Annotated in this window: 25 protein-coding genes; 7 read left to right on the top strand and 18 right to left on the bottom strand. The window is 42.4% G+C overall.

The features are described 5' to 3' along the window. Positions 1-422 (top strand): transposase (locus tag FZ952_RS08685; RefSeq protein ID WP_148881376.1); only part of this gene is annotated, 422 nt, incomplete at its 5' end. Positions 423-599: 177 nt separating this feature from the next. Here FZ952_RS08685 and rpsO read toward each other — a convergent pair. Continuing rightward, positions 600-869 (bottom strand): 30S ribosomal protein S15, encoded by a 270-nt coding sequence (rpsO, locus tag FZ952_RS08680; RefSeq protein ID WP_004193424.1) that lies wholly within the window; start codon positions 867-869, stop codon positions 600-602. Between the two features lie 626 nt (positions 870-1,495). Here rpsO and FZ952_RS08675 point away from each other — a divergent pair. From FZ952_RS08675 to FZ952_RS08665, 3 genes are read left to right on the top strand one after another with little or no spacing between them, the layout of a single operon-like run. Beyond that, positions 1,496-2,674, top strand: coding sequence for an NAD(P)/FAD-dependent oxidoreductase (locus tag FZ952_RS08675; RefSeq protein WP_148881375.1), 1,179 nt, complete (start codon positions 1,496-1,498; stop codon positions 2,672-2,674). Positions 2,675-2,686: 12 nt separating this feature from the next. Further along, a complete protein-coding gene (locus FZ952_RS08670; RefSeq protein WP_148881374.1) occupies positions 2,687-3,232 on the top strand; it encodes a DUF1697 domain-containing protein in 546 nt (181 codons plus the stop codon). Positions 3,233-3,241: 9 nt separating this feature from the next. Further along, complete coding sequence (locus tag FZ952_RS08665; protein WP_148881373.1) at positions 3,242-3,697, top strand: 8-oxo-dGTP diphosphatase; 456 nt, start codon at positions 3,242-3,244, stop codon at positions 3,695-3,697. Positions 3,698-3,725: 28 nt separating this feature from the next. On the opposite strand, the gene FZ952_RS08660 is transcribed toward FZ952_RS08665, so the two are convergent. The 6 genes from FZ952_RS08660 to tsaB all read right to left on the bottom strand — a co-directional run bounded on the left by FZ952_RS08660 (position 3,726) and on the right by tsaB (position 7,958). Continuing rightward, entirely contained in the window at positions 3,726-4,466 is a 741-nt protein-coding gene (locus FZ952_RS08660; protein ID WP_148881372.1) for a MerR family transcriptional regulator, read from the bottom strand. Between the two features lie 336 nt (positions 4,467-4,802). After that, complete coding sequence (locus FZ952_RS08655) at positions 4,803-5,126, bottom strand: AzlD domain-containing protein (RefSeq protein WP_062201092.1); 324 nt, start codon at positions 5,124-5,126, stop codon at positions 4,803-4,805. Next, a complete protein-coding gene (locus tag FZ952_RS08650; protein ID WP_148881371.1) occupies positions 5,116-5,811 on the bottom strand; it encodes an AzlC family ABC transporter permease in 696 nt (231 codons plus the stop codon). The genes FZ952_RS08655 and FZ952_RS08650 overlap by 11 nt, the downstream gene beginning before the upstream one ends. Beyond that, positions 5,808-6,833: a tRNA (adenosine(37)-N6)-threonylcarbamoyltransferase complex transferase subunit TsaD gene (gene tsaD / locus FZ952_RS08645; protein WP_148881370.1), complete on the bottom strand. Its 1,026-nt coding sequence runs from the start codon at positions 6,831-6,833 to the stop codon at positions 5,808-5,810. The genes FZ952_RS08650 and tsaD overlap by 4 nt, the downstream gene beginning before the upstream one ends. Then, a complete protein-coding gene (gene rimI, locus FZ952_RS08640) occupies positions 6,823-7,275 on the bottom strand; it encodes a ribosomal protein S18-alanine N-acetyltransferase (RefSeq protein ID WP_148881369.1) in 453 nt (150 codons plus the stop codon). Before rimI ends, tsaD begins: the two co-directional genes overlap by 11 nt. Continuing rightward, the gene (gene tsaB, locus FZ952_RS08635; RefSeq protein WP_037614789.1) at positions 7,272-7,958 is read right to left on the bottom strand and encodes a tRNA (adenosine(37)-N6)-threonylcarbamoyltransferase complex dimerization subunit type 1 TsaB; all 687 of its coding nucleotides are present in this window, start codon (positions 7,956-7,958) and stop codon (positions 7,272-7,274) included. Before tsaB ends, rimI begins: the two co-directional genes overlap by 4 nt. Before the next feature lie 311 nt (positions 7,959-8,269). On the opposite strand from tsaB, the gene FZ952_RS08630 reads away from it, so the two are divergent. Together FZ952_RS08630 and rnjA are read left to right on the top strand one after the other, a co-directional pair. Next, positions 8,270-8,500 carry a DNA-dependent RNA polymerase subunit epsilon gene (locus tag FZ952_RS08630; protein ID WP_062201107.1) on the top strand — a complete coding sequence of 77 codons (231 nt, stop codon included), beginning with the start codon at positions 8,270-8,272 and terminating at the stop codon, positions 8,498-8,500. Positions 8,501-8,503: 3 nt separating this feature from the next. After that, positions 8,504-10,186, top strand: a complete 1,683-nt coding sequence (gene rnjA, locus FZ952_RS08625) for a ribonuclease J1 (RefSeq protein ID WP_148881368.1) — start codon at positions 8,504-8,506, stop codon at positions 10,184-10,186. Between the two features lie 179 nt (positions 10,187-10,365). On the opposite strand, the gene FZ952_RS08615 is transcribed toward rnjA, so the two are convergent. The 9 genes from FZ952_RS08615 to FZ952_RS08575 all read right to left on the bottom strand — a co-directional run bounded on the left by FZ952_RS08615 (position 10,366) and on the right by FZ952_RS08575 (position 17,662). Beyond that, a complete protein-coding gene (locus FZ952_RS08615; protein WP_148881367.1) occupies positions 10,366-11,112 on the bottom strand; it encodes a DNA alkylation repair protein in 747 nt (248 codons plus the stop codon). Beyond that, entirely contained in the window at positions 11,096-11,683 is a 588-nt protein-coding gene (locus tag FZ952_RS08610) for a TetR/AcrR family transcriptional regulator (protein ID WP_148881366.1), read from the bottom strand. Before FZ952_RS08610 ends, FZ952_RS08615 begins: the two co-directional genes overlap by 17 nt. Further along, the gene (locus FZ952_RS08605; RefSeq protein ID WP_148881365.1) at positions 11,676-12,095 is read right to left on the bottom strand and encodes a VOC family protein; all 420 of its coding nucleotides are present in this window, start codon (positions 12,093-12,095) and stop codon (positions 11,676-11,678) included. The genes FZ952_RS08610 and FZ952_RS08605 overlap by 8 nt, the downstream gene beginning before the upstream one ends. A gap of 89 nt (positions 12,096-12,184) precedes the next feature. Further along, on the bottom strand, positions 12,185-12,604 hold the full coding sequence (locus FZ952_RS08600) for a GNAT family N-acetyltransferase (protein WP_148881364.1): 420 nt from the start codon (positions 12,602-12,604) through the stop codon (positions 12,185-12,187). 54 nt (positions 12,605-12,658) lie between these two features. Further along, on the bottom strand, positions 12,659-14,005 hold the full coding sequence (gene glnA, locus FZ952_RS08595) for a type I glutamate--ammonia ligase (RefSeq protein WP_148881363.1): 1,347 nt from the start codon (positions 14,003-14,005) through the stop codon (positions 12,659-12,661). A gap of 35 nt (positions 14,006-14,040) precedes the next feature. Next, positions 14,041-14,406, bottom strand: coding sequence for a MerR family transcriptional regulator (locus FZ952_RS08590; protein WP_037614803.1), 366 nt, complete (start codon positions 14,404-14,406; stop codon positions 14,041-14,043). A gap of 78 nt (positions 14,407-14,484) precedes the next feature. Next, positions 14,485-15,009, bottom strand: coding sequence for an FUSC family protein (locus FZ952_RS08585; RefSeq protein ID WP_037614804.1), 525 nt, complete (start codon positions 15,007-15,009; stop codon positions 14,485-14,487). Between the two features lie 272 nt (positions 15,010-15,281). Then, positions 15,282-15,947 carry a CHAP domain-containing protein gene (locus FZ952_RS08580; protein ID WP_148881362.1) on the bottom strand — a complete coding sequence of 222 codons (666 nt, stop codon included), beginning with the start codon at positions 15,945-15,947 and terminating at the stop codon, positions 15,282-15,284. Positions 15,948-16,462: 515 nt separating this feature from the next. Further along, positions 16,463-17,662, bottom strand: a complete 1,200-nt coding sequence (locus tag FZ952_RS08575; protein ID WP_148881361.1) for a phosphoglycerate kinase — start codon at positions 17,660-17,662, stop codon at positions 16,463-16,465. 144 nt (positions 17,663-17,806) lie between these two features. Between FZ952_RS08575 and FZ952_RS08570 the strand changes: the two genes are divergently transcribed. Continuing rightward, positions 17,807-18,508, top strand: a complete 702-nt coding sequence (locus FZ952_RS08570; protein WP_262366351.1) for a hypothetical protein — start codon at positions 17,807-17,809, stop codon at positions 18,506-18,508. A gap of 14 nt (positions 18,509-18,522) precedes the next feature. On the opposite strand, the gene FZ952_RS11605 is transcribed toward FZ952_RS08570, so the two are convergent. Beyond that, on the bottom strand, positions 18,523-18,663 hold the full coding sequence (locus FZ952_RS11605) for a hypothetical protein (RefSeq protein WP_187423902.1): 141 nt from the start codon (positions 18,661-18,663) through the stop codon (positions 18,523-18,525). A 340-nt stretch (positions 18,664-19,003) separates the two neighbouring features. After that, positions 19,004-20,014 carry a type I glyceraldehyde-3-phosphate dehydrogenase gene (gap, locus tag FZ952_RS08565; protein WP_006154814.1) on the bottom strand — a complete coding sequence of 337 codons (1,011 nt, stop codon included), beginning with the start codon at positions 20,012-20,014 and terminating at the stop codon, positions 19,004-19,006. Between the last annotated feature and the right edge of the window lie 342 nt (positions 20,015-20,356).

Raw genomic sequence — 20,356 nt, 5'->3', positions numbered from 1 at the left:
TCAGCGATAAACGCTTTTATCGTCCGACTTTTCGCATGCACTTGACAAATCAAGAGATTCTTGAAAAGCTTCTCTCTTACTCTCAAGAACTCAGAGAACACTATGAGCTTTACCAACTCTTGCTTTTTCATTTTCAAGAGAAACAGGCTGACCATTTCTTTGGACTCATTGAAGAAACAATTTCTTGTATAAATCCTATCTTTCAGACTGTTTTTAAAACCTTTCTCAAGGACAAAGATAAAATTATCAACGCTCTTGAACTCCCTTACTCAAATGCAAAACTGGAGGCTACTAACAACCTCATCAAGGTTATCAAGCGCAACGTTTTTGGCTTTCGGAACTTTGACAACTTTAGAACTAGAATTCTCATCACTTTGAATATCAAAAAGGAGAGAACAAATGTTGTCCTCTCCAGAGTATGACTTTTCGTTAACCCACTACAGTTGACAAAGAGCCAAGTAAAAAAGCCCTCTGGAGTCAGAGAGCTGATTTGAGCTCGGGCTAAAATCCTAGTGAAAAAGATGAAACTCCTTGTGTTCATCGAACACGGTGTCGTTTCCCTATTTTCATACGGATTTTTGACGCCCTTAGCATCATGATTAACGACGAAGTCCTAGAGAGTTGATCAACTCACGGTAACGGTTAACGTCGTTCTTACGAAGGTAAGCCAAGAGGTTACGACGGCGACCAATTTTCTTCATCAAGCCACGGTAAGTAGCGTGGTCTTTTTTGTGTTGTTTGATGTGGTCGTTGAGGTGGTTGATTTCCCAAGTAAGGACAGCAACTTGTACCTCTACTGAACCAGTGTCACCTTCGTGACGTGCGTATTGTGCAATGATTTCATTTTTTTTCTCTTTTGAGATTGCCATGATAAGCTCCTTTTCTTTACGCTTCATCCGAGTGACAGGTTTGGCATGGCCTGCAACCAAGAAGAAGTTATTTGTCTTTTAGACATTCTTATTCTATCAGGAAGGAAAGGTTTTGTCAAATGTTCTAGTTTTCATACACGATAAATCTGTGTAGATAGTCCCCAAGCATCACTCAAGAATTTTTGCAAAAGGATTTGGATGACCAGCTGTGAAAAACTGACCTAGTCGCTTCATCAAAAATCGAGGACTTCTTACACTTTTATCGAGCCCCCACGTCTAAGCAGCCACTTTTTGACATTGGAGCAGGATTAGCTTATACTGAATTTAAGTTCATACAAAGAGAACGTCCTATGAAATATATCGAGTTTAGGGGAGCGCAAGCGAGAATTTTCTAAACTGCCCCAAACAGAAGATGTGTATAAAAACTATAATTTTTCAGCTAAAATCCTCTCCTGAGTAGAGCCGAGACGTGATTAGAGCCTGCTGAAGAATGCCTCGTTAATAGGAACTCCAGAATCACAGGGGCAAATTTGTCGTATTTAAAGACTGGAAAAGGATACTCAGCAAAGAAATCCAAGATTTCCAACTAACAGATAAAAACCACTCTCCATGAAAGGAAAAGATACATGAACCATTTCGACACAATCGTCATCGGCGGAGGACCGGCTGGCATGATGGCTGCCATTTCCAGTTCTTTCTATGGACAGAAGACCTTGCTCCTTGATAAAAATAAACGATTGGGCAAGAAACTAGCCGGAACGGGCGGCGGGCGCTGCAATGTGACCAATAACGGAAGCCTAGATGACCTCATGGCCGGTATTCCAGGCAACGGGCGCTTTCTTTACAGCGTCTTTTCCCAGTTTAACAACCATGATATCATTAACTTTTTTACCGAGAATGGTGTCAAACTCAAGGTCGAAGACCACGGTCGTGTTTTCCCAGCGACAGACAAGTCCCGCACCATTATCGAAGCTTTGGAAAAGAAAATTGCAGAGCTAGGTGGTACTGTCATCACCAATACCGAAATCGTCTCCGTTAAAAAATCTGATGAGCTTTTCACTGTCAAATCCAGCGACCAGGCTTGGACCTGTCAGAAATTAATTGTGACGACTGGCGGCAAGTCCTACCCTTCAACTGGATCGACAGGCTTCGGCCACGATATCGCCCGACACTTCAAGCACACAGTAACTGACCTGGAAGCCGCTGAAAGTCCTCTTCTGACTGACTTCCCTCACAAAGCGCTTCAGGGGATTTCGCTGGACGATGTGACTCTAAGCTATGGCAAACATGTCATCACCCACGACCTGCTCTTTACCCACTTTGGCCTATCCGGTCCGGCTGCTCTGCGCTTGTCTAGCTTTGTCAAGGGCGGCGAAACCATCTATCTGGATGTCCTGCCACAGATGAGTCAGCAGGATTTGGCAGACTTTTTAGAAGAACATCGGGAAAAATCGCTGAAGAACTGCCTGAAAATCCTCCTACCCGAGCGAATGGCAGAATTTTTTGCCCAGCCCTTTCCCGAGAAAGTCAAACAACTCAATCTCAGTGAAAAAGAAGCTCTCATCAAGCAAATTAAAGAACTGCCCATCCCTGTCACTGGCAAAATGTCCCTGGCCAAGTCCTTTGTCACCAAGGGTGGCGTTAGTCTCAAGGAAATCAATCCTAAAACTCTGGAAAGCAAGCTCGTTCCCGGTCTCCACTTTGCCGGCGAAGTCCTAGACATCAATGCCCATACGGGCGGCTTCAATATCACTTCTGCCCTCTGCACCGGCTGGGTGGCAGGCTCAAATCCAATATATAAATAATTTAATGGCTAAATACCAAATAAGAAAGGAAGTCCTTGGGAACATATTATTTTACTAAGAGGTGTTACTCCTAATGGAAAGAATGCTATCCCAAAAATGTCTTATTTGGTAGATATTTCGACAGAAGCTGGTTTTCAACACGTTCGAACCTATATTCAAAGTGGGAATATCATTCTTGAAAGTGACTTAGATTTAGAAGAAATACGAGAATGCGTTCATACTCTGATAAAGGAAAAAATTGGAGCCGACTTAAAAATGGTTATCAATAATAAGAACGATCTTGATAAGATTGTTCATGAGAATCCATTTAAAGAAGACTATCTTCATGATCGTGTACATGTGATTCTTTATCAGGGATTTATCCAAAGTCTGCCACTAGAAAAATTGAAAGCTGACTACGGTGAAGAAGAAATTTGTGTAGGCGATCACTGTCTCTACCTCTATCTCCCGAGAACTGCAAAACGAAAAAAGCTCAATACCAACTATCTTGAAAAGCTGTTTGGCGTGGATCTGACCATGAGAAAGTTAAACGTGGTGGAAAAGTTACTAACAAAATAGGAGAACAAGATGAATAGATGCGAAACGGTTGAATTCGTCAACATGTGCATGATTTATGACGGAGAAAAAGTTCTTGTCCAAGACCGAGTTAGTCCTGACTGGCCCGGCATCACTTTTCCTGGCGGGCATGTAGAGCGCGGGGAATCTTTTACCGATGCCGTTATCAGAGAAGTCAAAGAAGAAACGGGACTTACCATCTCCAAACCTCAACTTTGCGGCATCAAAAATTGGTATGATGACAAAGATTTTCGCTATGTTGTGCTGCTCTATAAGACAAAGCACTATTCCGGTGTGCTGCAATCCTCAGATGAAGGAAAGGTCCGGTGGGAAGAGTTGCAAAATCTGTCTCATCTGAAACTTGCAACTAAGGATATGTCAGATATGCTCCGTGTTTTTCTAGAAGATGATTTAAGTGAATTCTTTTACTATAAAGACGGCGACGACTGGCTTTATGACTTGAAGTAAAGAATAGGCTAGGAATTTTCTAGCCTATTTATTTTGCCTTTGTCTGAACGTAAGCTGTAATGACATCTGCTGTGTACTGAGCTGTTCCTGGAGCGAATTTGTCGATATTTTCCTTAAACTCTGGGTTATAGACATAGCCTTTACCGATATGACCGAAGACTTCTATAGAGCAGTCAAAGCCGTAAGTACGGATGGCTTGCAAGAGCTGGGCTGCCTGCTCTTGATTTTCTGCTGCGTCAACCGGCAAGCCTTGCCCCATATTCTCTGCCAGACTTTGAAAAACTTGATTGAAGGCGGCGGCAGACTCTTCTTCCCTTCCATTTTGACGAGTCAGTGCTTCCGACATGACTTCTTGACCGTATTCTTCGACAGCTTCTTGATGGTATTTTTGATTATCTTCGTAGGTAAAGCCTGCGAATCTTTCTTTCATTGTCATCTTTCTTTCTCCTTTTTCTTCTTGGATGGTTTTTTGCAAGGTGGAAATCAAGGTATCCAAGCGGTCTCTTTCCTGCTGCAAATACTCCAACTGCCTCAGCAGATGCGGCAATAAGTCCTGATCATCCTGGCTCAGCAGCTCTGCTATTTTCTCTAAGGAAAAACCCAGATACTTATAGTAAAGGATGACCTGCAGCCGCTCTAGATCAACTTGGCTGTATGTCCGATAGCCATTTTCTGATTTGGCAGGAACTAAAAGTCCGATTTTGTCGTAATGATGCAAGGTTTTGACAGAGACACCCGAAAGCTGCGCAGCTTCTTTGATATGGTACATGATAGACCTCCTTACCACTATAGTATAAGCCCTGACCAAAGGTCAGAGTCAAGCTTTTTTTATAAAAATTTTAAAACTACTTTAGATTTTCCCAAGCGACTAGAATTTATTTACGAAAACCATGGTGATAAAGCTTAGTTTTTCTTGATTTTTTGGGAACATTTTCATAACTTAGGCGTAGTTTCAATTTTTGAGTGCATTGAAGCAGATTTTCAGAGTGCTGCCTAGGGCATCATCCACCCCATCGAAAGCTTTTCCCCTATTGTAGCAGAATTTCTGATATTTCCAGATAACTTCTACAAAAACAAAGACACCTCCTCCAAGAAGGTGCATTGATTAAAAAATGAGACGTGAGAGTGCTGCCAATACAACGCCAAAAATAACGGTTGCAATCAGATTTTTGTATCTAAAGGATACATAGGTTGTCGGAAAAACAACTAACAAATCCAGCCATCTGAAACTAGGAAAGTGTCCTGGCTGAGCATTGGTAATGCTAGATAAGATCAAAGCAAAAATAATAGATACAGGCAAGTATTTAAGGAAACGCTCCACCATGGGCGGAAGCCCCTTGTATTTAACCAAAATAAAAGGCAAGACTCGCGGAATCCAAGTGACGACGGCCGAAAAAAGAATAGCCAGCAAAATATACTTACTTATCATCCAAGATCACCCCCACCGTACAACCCAACAAAGTAGCAAAGAGCACCGCCAATGAATTTTGAACCACCATGGTCAAAAGCAGATAGGTGATACCCACCACGCTCAAAACCAGAAAAAGCTTGTTCATCTTAATTCGACGCAACATAATGGCAAACTGAGAAGAGAAAATACCAACAAACATAGCCACCAAGGCAAAATCCAAGCCGAATCGTTCAGGATTGGGCAGGAGCCCGCCTAAAGCTGCCCCTAAAATAGTTCCCAAGACCCAAAAAGTATAACTCATGAAATTATTGCCCATCATCCAGTAAGCAGAAATTTCCCCTGTATGTACCTGCTCTCCCATCAGGACACCGTAGGACTCATCCGTCAAGAAAGAACCAATAATCATATTCTGCGCCAGACTAGATTTACGAAAAAAAGCTGATGCATGCAGACAAAGCAAGAGATGGCGGATATTAATGAGAAAGACCGTTAGAGCAATGGCCAAAACCGGCGCCTGCTGGGCAAATAGACCAATCATAGCAAACTGGGCACTGCCTGCATAAATCAGAATGCTCATTAGAGCCATCTCAAACGGATTCATATAAGGCGCTGCCATGATACCGCAGGCCAGACCGATTCCAATATAGCCCAAAGCCGTTGGCACCGCTGCCTGAACCCCCTGTTTAAAAGTCTGTCCTCTCATAAATCCTTCTCTTCTTCCATCGTTTCAAAGGCCAGACTTGGCTTGGCATTCAGGTCTAGACTGGCAAAATTTTCTTTGTTCCACTCACTGACACTGGCATAGGCAATCATACCAGCATTGTCACCGCAGAGGCGCAGAGGCGGAATGATCACCTTGACATCCTGAATCTCAGCTGCCAAGCGTTCTCTCAGACCTTGATTGGCCGCAACGCCGCCCGCTACGACCAGAGTCTTGACTGGATATTTTTCCAGCGCTTTCTTAGTCTTGGCCATGAGAATATCCATGACCGCTGCCTGAAAGCTTGCTGACAGGTCTTGGTTAGACAAGACTTCTCCCTTTTGCTGGGCATTGTGGTGCAGATTGATAAAAGCCGACTTGAGACCGGAAAAAGAAAATTCCAGATTGTCTTCCTTAATCATGGCCCGCGGAAAATCGTAGATATCCTGTCCTTGATGAGCCAGCTGGTCAATCTCTCGGCCTGCTGGATAGGTCAGCCCCATAACGCGACCGACCTTGTCATAGGCTTCACCGACCGCATCATCGCGAGTTTCCCCCACAATCTTATAGTCACCAGCCTGACTGACATAGACCAGCTCAGTATGGCCGCCACTGACCAAAAGAGCCAGCAAGGGAAATTCCAAGGGCTCCACGCTCTGGGCTGCCATCAGGTGCCCAGCCATATGATTGACTGGAATCAGGGGAATCCCATGGGCCCAAGCAAAGGACTTGGCCGCTGCCAAGCCGACCAGAAGCGCCCCAACCAGACCCGGACCATAGGTAACGGCCACTGCTGTGACTTGCTCCTCACTAATCCCCGCTTCTGCCAAGGCCTCCTCAATGCAAACCGTAATAACTTCCACATGGTGACGGCTGGCCACTTCCGGTACCACTCCGCCAAAACGCTTGTGGCTCTCAATCTGGCTGGCAATGACATTGCTCAAAAGCTCAGTCTCATTCTTCAGAACCGCCACACTAGTCTCGTCACAAGACGTCTCAAAAGCTAAAATATATCTATCTTTCATGGATCTCTCTTTTCATGACAATCGCATCTTCCACCGGCGCATGATAGTAGGCCTTCCGCCGCGCGATTTCTTCAAATTTTTCTTTTTTGTAAAATAGCAGAGCTGGCCTGTTCGACTCCCTAACTTCGAGGAAAATTTCTTTATCTGCTGGCAAAAAGTCAAACAAGGCTGTCGCGATTTTCTGCCCCTGATAGCTAGGCAATACAGCAATTTGCAGAACTTCTGCTTCAAAGTCTGTCTCCTGCCAGATTAAAAAGCCGACAAGCTGAGTCTCATCTGCTGCTATTGCACAACTGTTCACATCCGAACGCAGAACCTCTTCCATTTGTATGGCTGTCCAAGGACTGACCTCATAGACTGCAAGTAAGAGCTCTTCCAGCTCTTCTGCTAGAACTGCCGCGTCCGCATTCAAGCTGTCGCTCCATTTTCTCAACTTAATCATAGGCGCTGAATGTAAGAATCGCTGGATTCCTGGTGGGTCTTGAGCCAATTTTCCTCGGCTTCTACCCGCTTGAGATAGTTAGGGACAAAGTCATGAATGGACTGGGCTGGCAGGTCTAAACCGAGACGACCAATAGCTGCTGCGTCTGGTAAGGTCGGCTGAAGGGCAGCCTGAGGAAGAGCAGCTTCAATCTGCTCCGCAAAAGTTGCTGTCTCTCCGACAAAAGTGACGGGCTGATTAGCAGCGCTAACTATGTCTAAAACCTCTGCCAAAGGAAGATGGGCCTCCGGCCGCATAGCCTGACCAGACTGATAAAAGCCAGCATAGACATTATTGCGGCGGGCATCCACGATGGGAATGACCAAACCTTCCACCTGCTCTGGTACTAAAGCCAGCAGACTAGACACACCGACCAGCTCGATCTTGAGGGTATGCGCTAAAGTCTTGGCTGTCGCCACCGCAATTCTCAGGCCTGTGTAGCTACCCGGCCCCTGAGCCACCGCGATACGATCCAAATCGGCCGGTTTCAAATCCAGACTATTCATCAGAAAATCAATAGCCGGCATAAGGGTAATGCTATGATTTTTCTTGATATTGAGCGTCACCTGTCCTAAGAGATCCTTATCTTCTAAAACAGCCAGCGACAAAGCCCTATTTGATGTATCAAATGCTAAAATTTTCATACTAAGTTATTCCTTACTCGAATGTCTGCCTACTATTATACTACAAAAAGCCTAATCGCGGATAGAGAAACCTTTCAAAGATTTATTTAGCTAAGAGCGACTTCTCCTAAAATGAAATTGTCCTCGCAATGCAAAACGCTTCTCCCTCTGTTTTCTCAATTCTGCCTTTTACTAATACGTTATTTTATGTTATAATTGGTTAGAATTATAACGAATCAAGGTCAATCTACTACCCAGAAAATTGAATAAAACAAAGCAGCTGACCAGCTGTCGTTTTCTGTAGCTTGATCATGAAAATGGAAGGAAATATAATGATTTACAAAGTTTTTTATCAGGAAACAAAAGATCGTAGCCCACGCCGTGAAAAGACACGTGCCCTTTATTTAGATGTCGAAGCAGCTAATGAATTGGAAGGCCGCATCAAAGCCCGCAAATTGGTCGAAGAAAAGACTCCATACAATATCGAATTTATCGAGCTCTTGTCTGACAAACATTTGGAGTACGAAAAAGAGTCAGGCGCCTTCGAATTGACGGAGTTATAACCTATGGCATATAACTTAAAGAAAGAAGAAGTTGGTGTTTTCGCCATCGGTGGTCTAGGCGAAATCGGTAAAAACACCTACGGGATTGAATACCAAAATGAAATTATCATCGTGGATGCCGGTATCAAGTTCCCAGAAGACGACCTGCTAGGAATTGACTATGTCATTCCCGACTACTCTTATATCGTAGACAATATTGACCGTGTAAAAGCTGTCCTCATCACCCACGGGCATGAGGACCATATCGGCGGTATCCCTTTCCTGCTCAAGCAAGCCAATGTTCCTATCTATGCTGGCCCTTTGGCGCTGGCCCTCATTCGGGGCAAGCTAGAAGAGCATGGACTTTTACGTGATGCCAAGCTCTATGAAATCAATCAAAACACAGAACTGCAGTTCAAGCATCTGAAAGCTACTTTCTTCCGGACAACCCACTCTATTCCAGAACCCTTGGGAATTGTCATCCATACGCCGCAGGGTAAGATTGTCTGTACAGGTGACTTCAAGTTTGACTTTACACCAGTCGGTGAGCCGGCAGACTTGCACCGCATGGCTGCTCTGGGCGAAGAAGGCGTGCTCTGCCTCCTATCTGACTCGACCAATGCTGAAGTTCCGACCTTTACCAATTCCGAAAAAGTGGTCGGACAGTCTATCATGAAGATCATCGAAGGCATTCATGGACGGATTATTTTCGCCTCTTTTGCTTCAAATATCTTCCGGCTCCAGCAGGCAGCTGATGCTGCTGTCAAGACCGGTCGTAAGATTGCGGTCTTTGGCCGCTCCATGGAAAAGGCTATTGTCAATGGGATTGAGCTGGGCTATATAAAGGTTTCCAAAGATACCTTTATCGAGCCAAACGAGCTTAAGGACTACCCAGCTGGCGAAGTGCTGATTATGTGTACCGGAAGCCAGGGCGAGCCGATGGCAGCCCTGTCTCGGATTGCCAATGGTACCCACCGTCAGGTTCAGCTGCAACCTGGAGATACAGTCATCTTCTCATCCAGTCCTATCCCTGGTAATACGACCAGCGTTAACAAGCTGATTAACATCATTTCCGAGGCTGGTGTAGAAGTGATTCACGGTAAGATTAACAACATCCACACCTCTGGACACGGTGGCCAACAAGAGCAGAAACTCATGCTTCGCTTGATCAAGCCTAAATATTTCATGCCAGTCCATGGTGAATACCGTATGCAGAAAGTACATGCAGGTCTAGCCGTTGATACTGGAGTACCAAAAGACAATATCTTCATCATGAGCAATGGTGACGTGCTGGCTCTGACAGCTGACTCAGCCCGTATTGCCGGCAGCTTCAACGCTCAGGATATTTATGTTGATGGGAACCGCATTGGTGAAATCGGAGCTGCAGTCTTGCGCGATCGTAAAGACCTGTCAGAGGACGGTGTGGTTCTGGCCGTTGCGACGGTTGATTTTGAGTCCAAGATGATTTTAGCAGGTCCAGATATTCTCAGCCGTGGCTTTATCTACATGCGCGAATCAGGAGATCTCATTCGCCAAAGCCAGCGTATCCTCTTCAATGCCATTCGCATTGCACTCAAGAATAAAGACGCCAGCGTCCAATCTGTCAGCGGCGCTATCGTCAACGCCTTGCGTCCTTTCCTCTACGAAAGCACCGAGCGCGAACCCATTATTATTCCGATGGTGCTTACACCAGACGAAGACAACTAAAAATAGAGGCTGGGACAAAAGTCCTAGCCTCTCAATTGTTTTTGGATTGTCGAGCAAGACGCAGTGGTTGAGTGGACTCTACTACGCTGATTTCATCAGCTTTTACAGCCCTACTCAACTGTGCGGAGGTGGGACGACGAAATCGAATTCTAACGAATTACCGATTTCTGTCCCACTCTCTATTTTTCTGCTTTATTTTTTGTTCGAGAGGCATGCTTGATAATCCAAGCGCAACTCGGACTCAATTCTTCCTTTTGCCAAGATCCAATCACCCTCTCAAACTTTTCAGGATCTTCTTTATATAAATCATTCAGGTTATTAGCGACGCTTTTTTGGATTGATTTATCCCTATCATCCTTTAGATTTGTCAAAATAGCGGTAAATTCATCAAAATAATCTAAAACCACAGTCTGCTTCTTAGCCCAGGGCAGACGAATCCGCATACACTCGCTGGCTAATCTGCGGACGCGCATATTCTCATCTCGGCTCCACTCTAGCAGTAAATCCATCGTAGCTCTAGGATAATTAGCCAGCAAGGGCCGCATGGAAAATTCTCCAGTAAATCGCTTGGTTAATTCCTTGCTGAAGGCTGCACTCAGCTCGAATTCTTGACTTCCGTAAAGTTCTACGTATTTGCCAATCGGCCACAACCAGTACCCTTCTGAGAACATACCCAAGCCGCCCTCTAACTCCGGACCAAGTATCTGCTCAAAAACCTTCAGAGAATACGCATAAGAAAGCGGCAAGCATTCTTTGATACTCCTTGCCAGCAGCTCTTGACGCTGAGTAAATTCCAAAGCCTCTAAGTCGCTTTCAACTAGAGACATAAAATGCTGAGCATCAAATTTATCTGTGACTTCTTGCAAGCGACGGCTCAAATCCTCCGCATAAACCAAATCATAATAATCTTTAACCTTTTTCGCCATAATTTCTAAATCCCCTTAACAGACTTCTCACTGCTCCTCTGACTTCTGCTTCTTCCTCTTTCTCAGCCAGAAAAAGAGACAACTCGTTCAAGGCGCCTGAAATCATATGAGCTGCCATATCCAAATCAATAGAGATAACTCTTCCTTCTTTAGATAAAATGTCTAATTGTTCTCTCAAATGAAAGAAAGAATTAGCCTCGTCCTGACGACGCCACTCTTTCCACTCAACGACATTGGGACCATCAAGCAGGAGAATACGTTTATTTTCTGTCAAGGTCGCAAAACGAACAAAAGCAACACAGCCTTCTACCAACTGCTCCCAAGAATCGTGTGCTTCCATGGCGCTTTTTTCTACATAAGACCCCAGTTCGGACTGAATTTGTGCCAGTACGGCGGTAAATAAAGTTTTCTTATTCCCGAAATGATGATAAAGTGCGCCTCTTGTCATTCCCAATTCATCTACAATTTCTTCCAAGGAAGTTTCTGCATAACCCTTTAAAGAAAAATGTTCCCGGGCGATAGCTAATATTTTCTTGCTTGTCTCTAGAGAAGCCTGCTGTTTTTTATTCATCTTCACTCTCCAAATAATTTTCCGCAAACTCAGCGCTAGGCGGAATGACTTGAATTACATCAACCAAAACAGAACCCGGCGCTTCCACAATGAAATAGCGCTGACCAAAATCTTCATTTTTAATAGGAAGAAGGATCTCCATTTCTTCTTGCTGACGCAATTCTTCATAAAAACAATCCACATTGTCAACTTCGATATTGATGATTAGGCCACTCGCCTTAGACTGGTAGGCTTGTGGCACTGTCCCATGCTTACTATCAATAAAAGCAAGCTCAAAACCACTCTCAATATTCTTTAAACTAATATACCAATCTGAACAGAAGGTTTCCTGAAATTGGAAATGATTAATGAAAAATTGTACCGCTTGATGGACATCTTCGCTCATTAAAACGGGATATAAACTGGTAATCATTTGTTCTCCTTTTCTTAAGTTTAATTTTAACATACATACTGAATGTATGTAAACAAATATTAAAAAACAGAAGCCAAATTGGCTTCCGTCTATTTGAGAATGGCTTCGTTTAATCGCTTGATAAAATGATATTTGGTAATGCCCTTTTGTGGGACATCTTCTAGACTGGCGTAGATTTCATAGCCTTGCTTGATGTAAAAATCCCTAGCCTGATAAGATTTAGTGGACAAGGTAATGCTAGTTACTCCAGCTTCTGCAGCCTTTTCTTCTAATTCTGCCAGCAGACTGGCTCCCAAACCTTTTTTCTGATGCTCTTTATCCACCACCAAAGCCTTGACATGAATATTTTCCAACACCTGTTGGGCATGGAGCAAGGAAATTAACTGGCCATCTTCCTCCAGCCTTAAATAATAATCTTGAGGTTCAAGTCTTTCAAGCATATCTGGACCAAAACAAGCCTCATATTGCTCATCAAAAACACGCTTGATAAAATCATGAAATTTTTCCATCTTTCTTCTCCTCCACGAAAAAGCAGGGGATATGCCAATCCTCCTGCTCTAAGTTTAGTATAAATCTAGATAATTATCCACTTCCCACTGGGAAACAAAGGTTGCATAGCTAGCCCATTCAATCCGTTTAGCTTCAACAAAGCTGGTATAAATATGATTGCCCAAGGCTGCTTTGACAACCTCATCCTCTGTTAAAGCCTTAACAGCATTATGAAGAGTAGACGGAAGATCAGTAATGCCTGCCTCTTTACGCTCCTCTGGAGTCATGATATAGATATTTTCTTCAATCGGTGCAGGTGCTTCAATCTTATTTTCAATACCGTGCAGACCTACTTCTAGCAGAACAGCCATAGCGATATAAGGATTGGCCATCGGATCCACCGAGCGTAGTTCCAAGCGAGTTCCCAAGCCACGTGATGCTGGCACCCGAACTAAAGGCGAGCGATTGCGACCAGCCCAAGCGATATACACAGGCGCTTCATAACCTGGAACCAAACGCTTATAAGAGTTAACTGTCGGGTTCATGATAGCTGTATAGTTGTAAGCATGCTTAATCAAGCCACCCAGGAAATGGTAGGCTGTCTCTGACAACTGCATACCTTTTGGATCCTCTGGGTCAAAGAAAGCATTGTTGCCATCTTGATCAAAGAGAGACATATTACAGTGCATACCAGATCCTGCAATGCCAAACTTAGGCTTAGCCATAAAGGTTGCATACAAACCGTGCTTACGAGCAATAGTTTTCACAACCAGCTTGAAAATCTGAATCTTGTCACAAGCCCGTAGAACTTCATCATATTTAAAGTCAATCTCGTGCTGGCCGACTGCCACTTCGTGGTGGCTAGCTTCTACCTCAAAGCCCATCTTTGTCAGAATATTTACGATTTCCCGACGAGTATTGTCAGCCAAGTCTGTCGGTGCCAAATCAAAGTAGCCGCCTTTGTCATTCACTTCCAGCGTTGGATCGCCATTTTCATCCAATTTAAACAGGAAGAATTCTGGCTCAGGACCCAAATTAAAAGATTTAAATCCTAGTGCTTCCATATGCTTTAACGCACGTTTCAAGTTACTGCGCGGATCTCCTTGGAAGGGCTTGAGTTCTGTTGTATAAACATCACAGATTAAACCTGCCACGCTGCCATTTTCATCTCCCCAAGGAAAGACTGTCCAAGTATCTAAGTCTGGATAAAGATACATATCTGACTCATTAATACGAACAAAACCTTCAATTGAAGAGCCATCAAACATTGCTTTGTTGGACAAAACTTTATTAAGCTGTTCGTCGGTTGCAGGAATTTCAACATTTTTCATTGTTCCCAAAATATCTGAAAACATCAAACGAATAAATGTTACATTTTTTTCTTTAACTTCACGACGAATATCAGCTGCAGTGATTGACATGAGATTTCTCCTTGTAAATAAAAAAACAAAATAATTTATGGTCGACGCATGTGACCAAAGGTTGGAAGCGAAGCGCCAAAGCGCCCTTGCTGAAGAATATCATTATGGAGAGCCCGACGAACATCATCTTCGCTAATGGTTTTATTCAACTTAGCTTCTCGTTCAGCATATTTCTTCTTGATAGCGGCGATATTACAACCTTCTGAAATATAATCTTTAATTTCCAAAAGCCGATCCATATCATTAAGGGAATACATGCGACGATTCCCTTCATTCCGAATCGGAGTAATCAAATTTTGATCCTCATAATAACGAATCTGACGAGCTGTTAAATCCGTCAGTTTCATAACACTACCGATAGGAAAGACTGCCATATTTCGGCGAAACTCTTTTTCCTTCATCATTTTCTCCTCTATGCACTATTATATCCCAAATATTTTTTATGTCAAGAACTAATGTAAGATTTTCTTACACGGATTTTATTTTTTTTCGTTGAACCAGATCCGAATACGGTCAATATCCGTATTCACAATTATCGCAACAAATACTCCCATAAACGTTTCAAAGATTCTGGCAAATACATATAAAATTGTCTCACCGGCAGGGATTGATAAGGTGATAATGAGCATAGCAGAAACCCCGCCAATTACTCCGGCCTTATTATTCATTGCGACATTGGTCATAATGGTCAACATGGTACAAATAGGGACAATCAGTAAGGTCACCAAAAATTGATTGTGAAAGAAACTATTGATTAAGAAAAAAATCAACGCATAAAAACCACCGATACTATTTCCCAAAATACGAGACGTGCCAAAATGAACACTTTTATCAAAATCTTCCCGCAAGCTAAAAACAGCTGTCAAGGCCCCAATCTGAAGCCCCTTCCAACCAAACAAACCAAAAATTAACAAAATAATGAACACTGCGATTCCTGTTTTGAAGGTTCGCATACCAATTCGAAACTGTGATTTATCCAGTTTATATTTGTTAAAGTAACCCATCCGATTTCCTTTTTAAAAGTCTGCTACCCTTATTTTAACATATTTTAGCCTAAAAAAACTCTTTCTGCTTGGAAGTTTCTCTCACAACAAAAAGCCAGTTCGACAGTCTAGCAGACTGTTGAACTGATGGCTGAAAAAATCAACGTTTTCATCAAAAGAGCTTTTTGAATCTAAAAGACGAACAAAAAACAATTAGTTAGCACGTCAAGAGCTCTCTGTTATAACAAAAGGAGGCTGAGACAAAAAATGTCTCAGCCTTGTTTTCACAATCTTTAGTTTGGATAAATGTAGGTGACGCCGCCCATAAATTCATTGGGGTTAAAATAACCACGATAGTTGCCAATCTGCTTTTGGCGATTGTAGTTAGCTTCTAAGACTTGGACAGAGCCGTCACTTTGAACATCTGTCACATAAGCAACATGTCCGTATTCACCACCATCCCAAACTGCAATAGCACCTGCTACTGGAACATTTCCTGTTGCGTAGCCTTGGGCACTAGCATTGAAAGCCCAAGTGTTGGCATTCCCCCACCAGTTGCTCGCCCAAGGAGCCATTTCTTTCACTCCCCAAGTACACTGGCCAATTGGATAGGAATTACCATAATTAGTCGGAGTATTCAAGACAACATCTTCTACATCAGATACCAAATCAGCATTGCTTGTCGCTTCATAAACCGAACTGCTGTAAGGATTGTAAGCCTGAACCTGAGTGGTACCGCTCACTTCTAGCACATCCCCTGGGTTAATCCTATCAAAAATTGATTTTCCATTATTGGCAGCAAGGTCATAAGGATTCATCCCAGTAGCGCTGGCGATGGCAAAAAAAGAGTCCCCCTGTTGAACAACATAAGAATCTGCACTAACAGCTTGAGCCCCAATTGTCGCCAAGAAAGCTGTGGAAGTCAAACCAAGAGTTGCTTTAGCAAATGCTTTTTTCATAATTATGTTTCTCCGTATAAGTTGATAATAGAAAAATTATATCTTATTTACATGTCAGGTATTTTAGGCTTATATTTTAGTCATGTTACAAATAATTTCTACTTTTACTACAGTGTTTTTTAGGAGGATTTTTAGTTAAAAACCGAAGATAACAAGAACTGAACCAAGCATAATGGCAGTTCAGTCTACTCCCCATACTACGAGAAATCCTATTGGATTATCTCTAAGTTCTGCGTTAAGCCTTTTTATAAAACAATCATTTTACAAAAAAACTGTCCTGAGCCGATGCGGATAATTCCAATATTTCAGCAAACTATCGGAAGTTGAGGATACAGAAAGTAAACCTTTTATCTGATAGGATGTCCTAAATTGCAACTAGAGCAAACAAGGCACTAGAAAAGCTCCGCTTTGAGATTCCAGATGAAGATTCCGATAGAAATTATAAATATCTTGCCATCTATCCATTCAATGGCACTAGAAAAGAGTTGGTTTCCCAACTCTTTTCATTACAAATATTATTTCTCTGTCAATGCTGCAAGACCTGGTAATACTTTACCTTCAAGGAGTTCCATTGACGCTCCACCACCAGTAGAGATCCATGAGAACTTATCTGCACGGCCAAGGTTGATAGCTGCAGCAGCTGAATCACCACCACCGATGATTGATTTCACGCCTGGTTGTTTCACGATAGCGTCCATCACACCGATTGTACCAGCTTGGAAGTCAGGGTTTTCAAAGACACCCATAGGTCCATTCCATACAACAGTCTTCGCACCAGTCAAAGCTTCATCAAATTTAGCGATAGATTTAGGACCGATATCTAAACCAAGGAAACCTGGATCTACTGCTTCGCCTTCAGTGTCTTTCACTTCAGTGTAGTCCGCAAAAGCATTTGCTTCTTTAGAGTCAACTGGCAAGATCAATTTACCGTTTGCTTTTTCAAGAAGAGCTTTTGCAATGTCCAATTTATCTTCTTCTACAAGTGAGTTACCGATTTCGATACCTTGTGCTTTGTAGAATGTGTAAGTCATACCACCACCGATAAGGACTTTATCAGCCTTTTCAAGCAAGTTTTCGATAACACCGATCTTGTCTGAAACTTTTGAACCACCAAGAATCGCTACGAATGGACGTTCTGGAGTTTCAACCGCTTCTTGGATGTAGGCAATTTCGTTTTCAAGAAGGAAACCAGCAACAGCTTTTTCAACGTTTGCTGAGATACCAACGTTAGATGCGTGTGCACGGTGAGCTGTACCGAATGCATCGTTTACAAAGATACCATCTCCAAGTGATGCCCAGTATTTACCAAGTTCAGGATCATTTTTAGATTCTTTCTTGCCGTCAACATCTTCATAACGAGTGTTTTCAACCAAGAGAACTTGTCCATCTTCAAGAGCATTGATCGCAGCTTCCAATTCAGCACCACGAGTGACACCTGGAAGGAAAACAACATCTTGGCCTAATTTCGCAGCCAAATCAGCAGCTACAGGAGCAAGGGATTTACCAGCCTTATCTGCTTCTTCTTTCACACGTCCAAGGTGAGAGAAGAGAATTGCACGTCCGCCTTGTTCAAGGATATACTTGATTGTTGGAAGAGCAGCAGTAATACGGTTATCGTTAGTGATTACACCGTCTTTTACAGGAACGTTGAAGTCAACACGAACGAGAACTTTCTTCCCTTTCAAGTCAACATCTTTAACAGTCAATTTTGCCATTGGATATGACTCCTTCTATTTTTAATACATGATAATTATATCACAAAAGCTGTAAAAGCGATAGCAAAATTAAACGCTTTTGCCCTCTTCTTGACACAGCATCATTCAGAAGATACAATAAGGATAATAAAGGAGGACCCCTTGATGACAGAACTATCTCCCCTTCAAAAGAAAGCCGACCAAGATTTAAATAGCATCGCTATCTTGACAATCCTTCCCCTTATCAGTTATCTATTTTTCCGAGAGCAACTATTAGACTTCACTCGTCAATTATCGGTCTCCATCTGGCTCCGCCTTCTTGTCCTCGCAGCCTGCCAATTTTGTGTAGCAGGATTAGGCACAAGCGTGGTAATGATTCGTCGCAAAGAAAGTTGGAAAGAATATGGATTACTTACTCAGCATTTCCTCTCATCCCTCGTTCAGACTGCCGTTATTTGTCTTCCCTTGCTTCTTTTCCTCATCATTACAGGACAAGTTCACACCTATCTCCCATTTCAATCAATCACTTTAACGAAAGAAATTCTTGCCAGTTCTTTTCCGACAAACATCTTGGGTTACTTGCTCATTGCTCTTATCTGGGGATTCTGGGAAGGCTTTAATTATGTTGTAATTGCTCAGAAAATCAATCTCCGCTATCCATACCAAACGAAGGGAATCGATCTTGGTGCTCTCATTTGCGCTCTAATCTGCCTGCTCATACATGGAATGATTGGCTTAGATCCAACTTCTCTATTTGAAGCCGTCACCGTATTCATTCTCATTTACGGCATGCTCGTCATTCAAAGAAAATCCGGAAATGCATGGAGTTGTATTCTCATCTTTTGCCTTCTATGGAATGCATTTTAATACTAAACAAAAATCTAATTCCCCCAAGCTCTTTTCCCAAAATAATTTTCTTCAAAACTGCTGTTTTTCAGCCCAGAATTACTGTTTCCAACTCTATCATGGTAGTATTTCAGGCTTTGAAAAATTTTTCTAAAATTTTTTTGTTGAATTTCCACCCAATTTTGTATTCCAATGTCCACTTTAAGAGACAATCTCAAAGTTGTACACGCAAACTTTCCCAGTTCCCTTGGCTATTTGTAAAAGTGGATTCGAAAAAGTCGTATAGAGCAGATAAAGCAAAATAAAATCCTATTTTCCTTGTCCAATCTAATGCTGGGCAAAAGCTATCCAATTCTCATTTCTATCCTAGTTGCCAATGAAGCCGCATTAGTACTCGTCATTGTCTATAGCATATCGACTTGATTCCCAATAACTATCCATTCCAGCGGCTCAAATATACTTGTCTCAAAACTGAAAAAGAGATCCACAGCGGATCTCTTTTTTCATACACTTGAATTATTTAGCAATTTTCGCAAAGTATTCAAGAGTACGTACAAGTTGTGCAGTGTAAGACATTTCATTGTCATACCATGAAACAACTTTAACCAATTGTTTACCGTCAACGTCAAGAACTTTAGTTTGAGTTGCGTCAAACAATGATCCGTAAGACATACCTACAACGTCTGAAGAAACGATTGGATCTTCAGTGTAACCGTATGATTCGTTAGCAACAGCTTTCATAGCTGCATTTACTTCATCAACAGTAACGTTCTTTTCAAGAACAACTACCAATTCAGTTACTGATCCAGTTGGAGTAGGAACGCGTTGTGCAGCTCCGTCCAATTTACCGTTCAATTCAGGGATAACCAAACCGATTGCTTTAGCAGCACCAGTTGAGTTAGGAACGATGTTAGCAGCACCAGCGCGTGCACGACGAAGGTCACCTTTACGGTGTGGACCGTCAAGGATCATTTGGTCACCAGTGTAAGCGTGGATAGTAGTCATCAATCCTTCAACAACACCGAAGTTATCTTGAAGAGCTTTAGCCATTGGAGCCAAGCAGTTTGTAGTACATGAAGCACCTGAGATAACTGTTTCAGTACCATCAAGAATATCGTGGTTAGTGTTAAATACGACTGTTTTAACATCTGATCCACCAGGAGCAGTGATAACAACTTTCTTAGCACCACCAGCATGCAAGTGTTTTTCAGCAGCTGCTTTAGTAGCAAAGAAACCAGTTGCTTCAAGAACGATTTCTACACCATCGTTAGCCCAGTCGATTTGTTCTGGGTCACGTTCAGCAGATACTTTAACGAATTTTCCGTTAACTTCAAATCCACCTTCTTTAACTTCCACAGTTCCGTCGAAACGACCTTGAGTTGTGTCGTATTTCAACAGGTGTGCAAGCATTACTGGATCTGTCAGGTCGTTGATGCGAGTAACTTCAACACCTTCTACGTTTTGGATACGACGGAAAGCAAGACGACCGATACGACCGAAACCGTTAATACCAACTTTAACTACCATTCGTGATTTCCTCCTTATGAAAATCAAAAAATTTTTATGTGAAAAGAGTAACTTGAGTTGCTACAAATCACCTTTCAACATATCTATTATATAACTTATCGAATGAAATTGCAACTGATTTCATTAGGATTAACAAAGGACATCATTTATTTCAGAAGTTTCCAATCCTTTTCAGAAAACAAAAGATTTCTCTACCACTTTACCACAACGAACACTTGAGTGTAGCTTCTAAATTTGTCCCAATAGCCCCAATAAATATCTGCTTATTGAAAATATTATACTTAGATAGATTTTTGCTTTTTCGACCATTCTGGATTTACAATGAAAAGTTGCAGACTATCG

It is taken from the genome of Streptococcus sp. Marseille-P7376, assembly GCF_902460385.1.
GTDB classification, from domain to species: Bacteria; Bacillota; Bacilli; order Lactobacillales; family Streptococcaceae; genus Streptococcus; species Streptococcus sinensis.
This window is presented reverse-complemented; position numbering and strand designations above follow the sequence as displayed.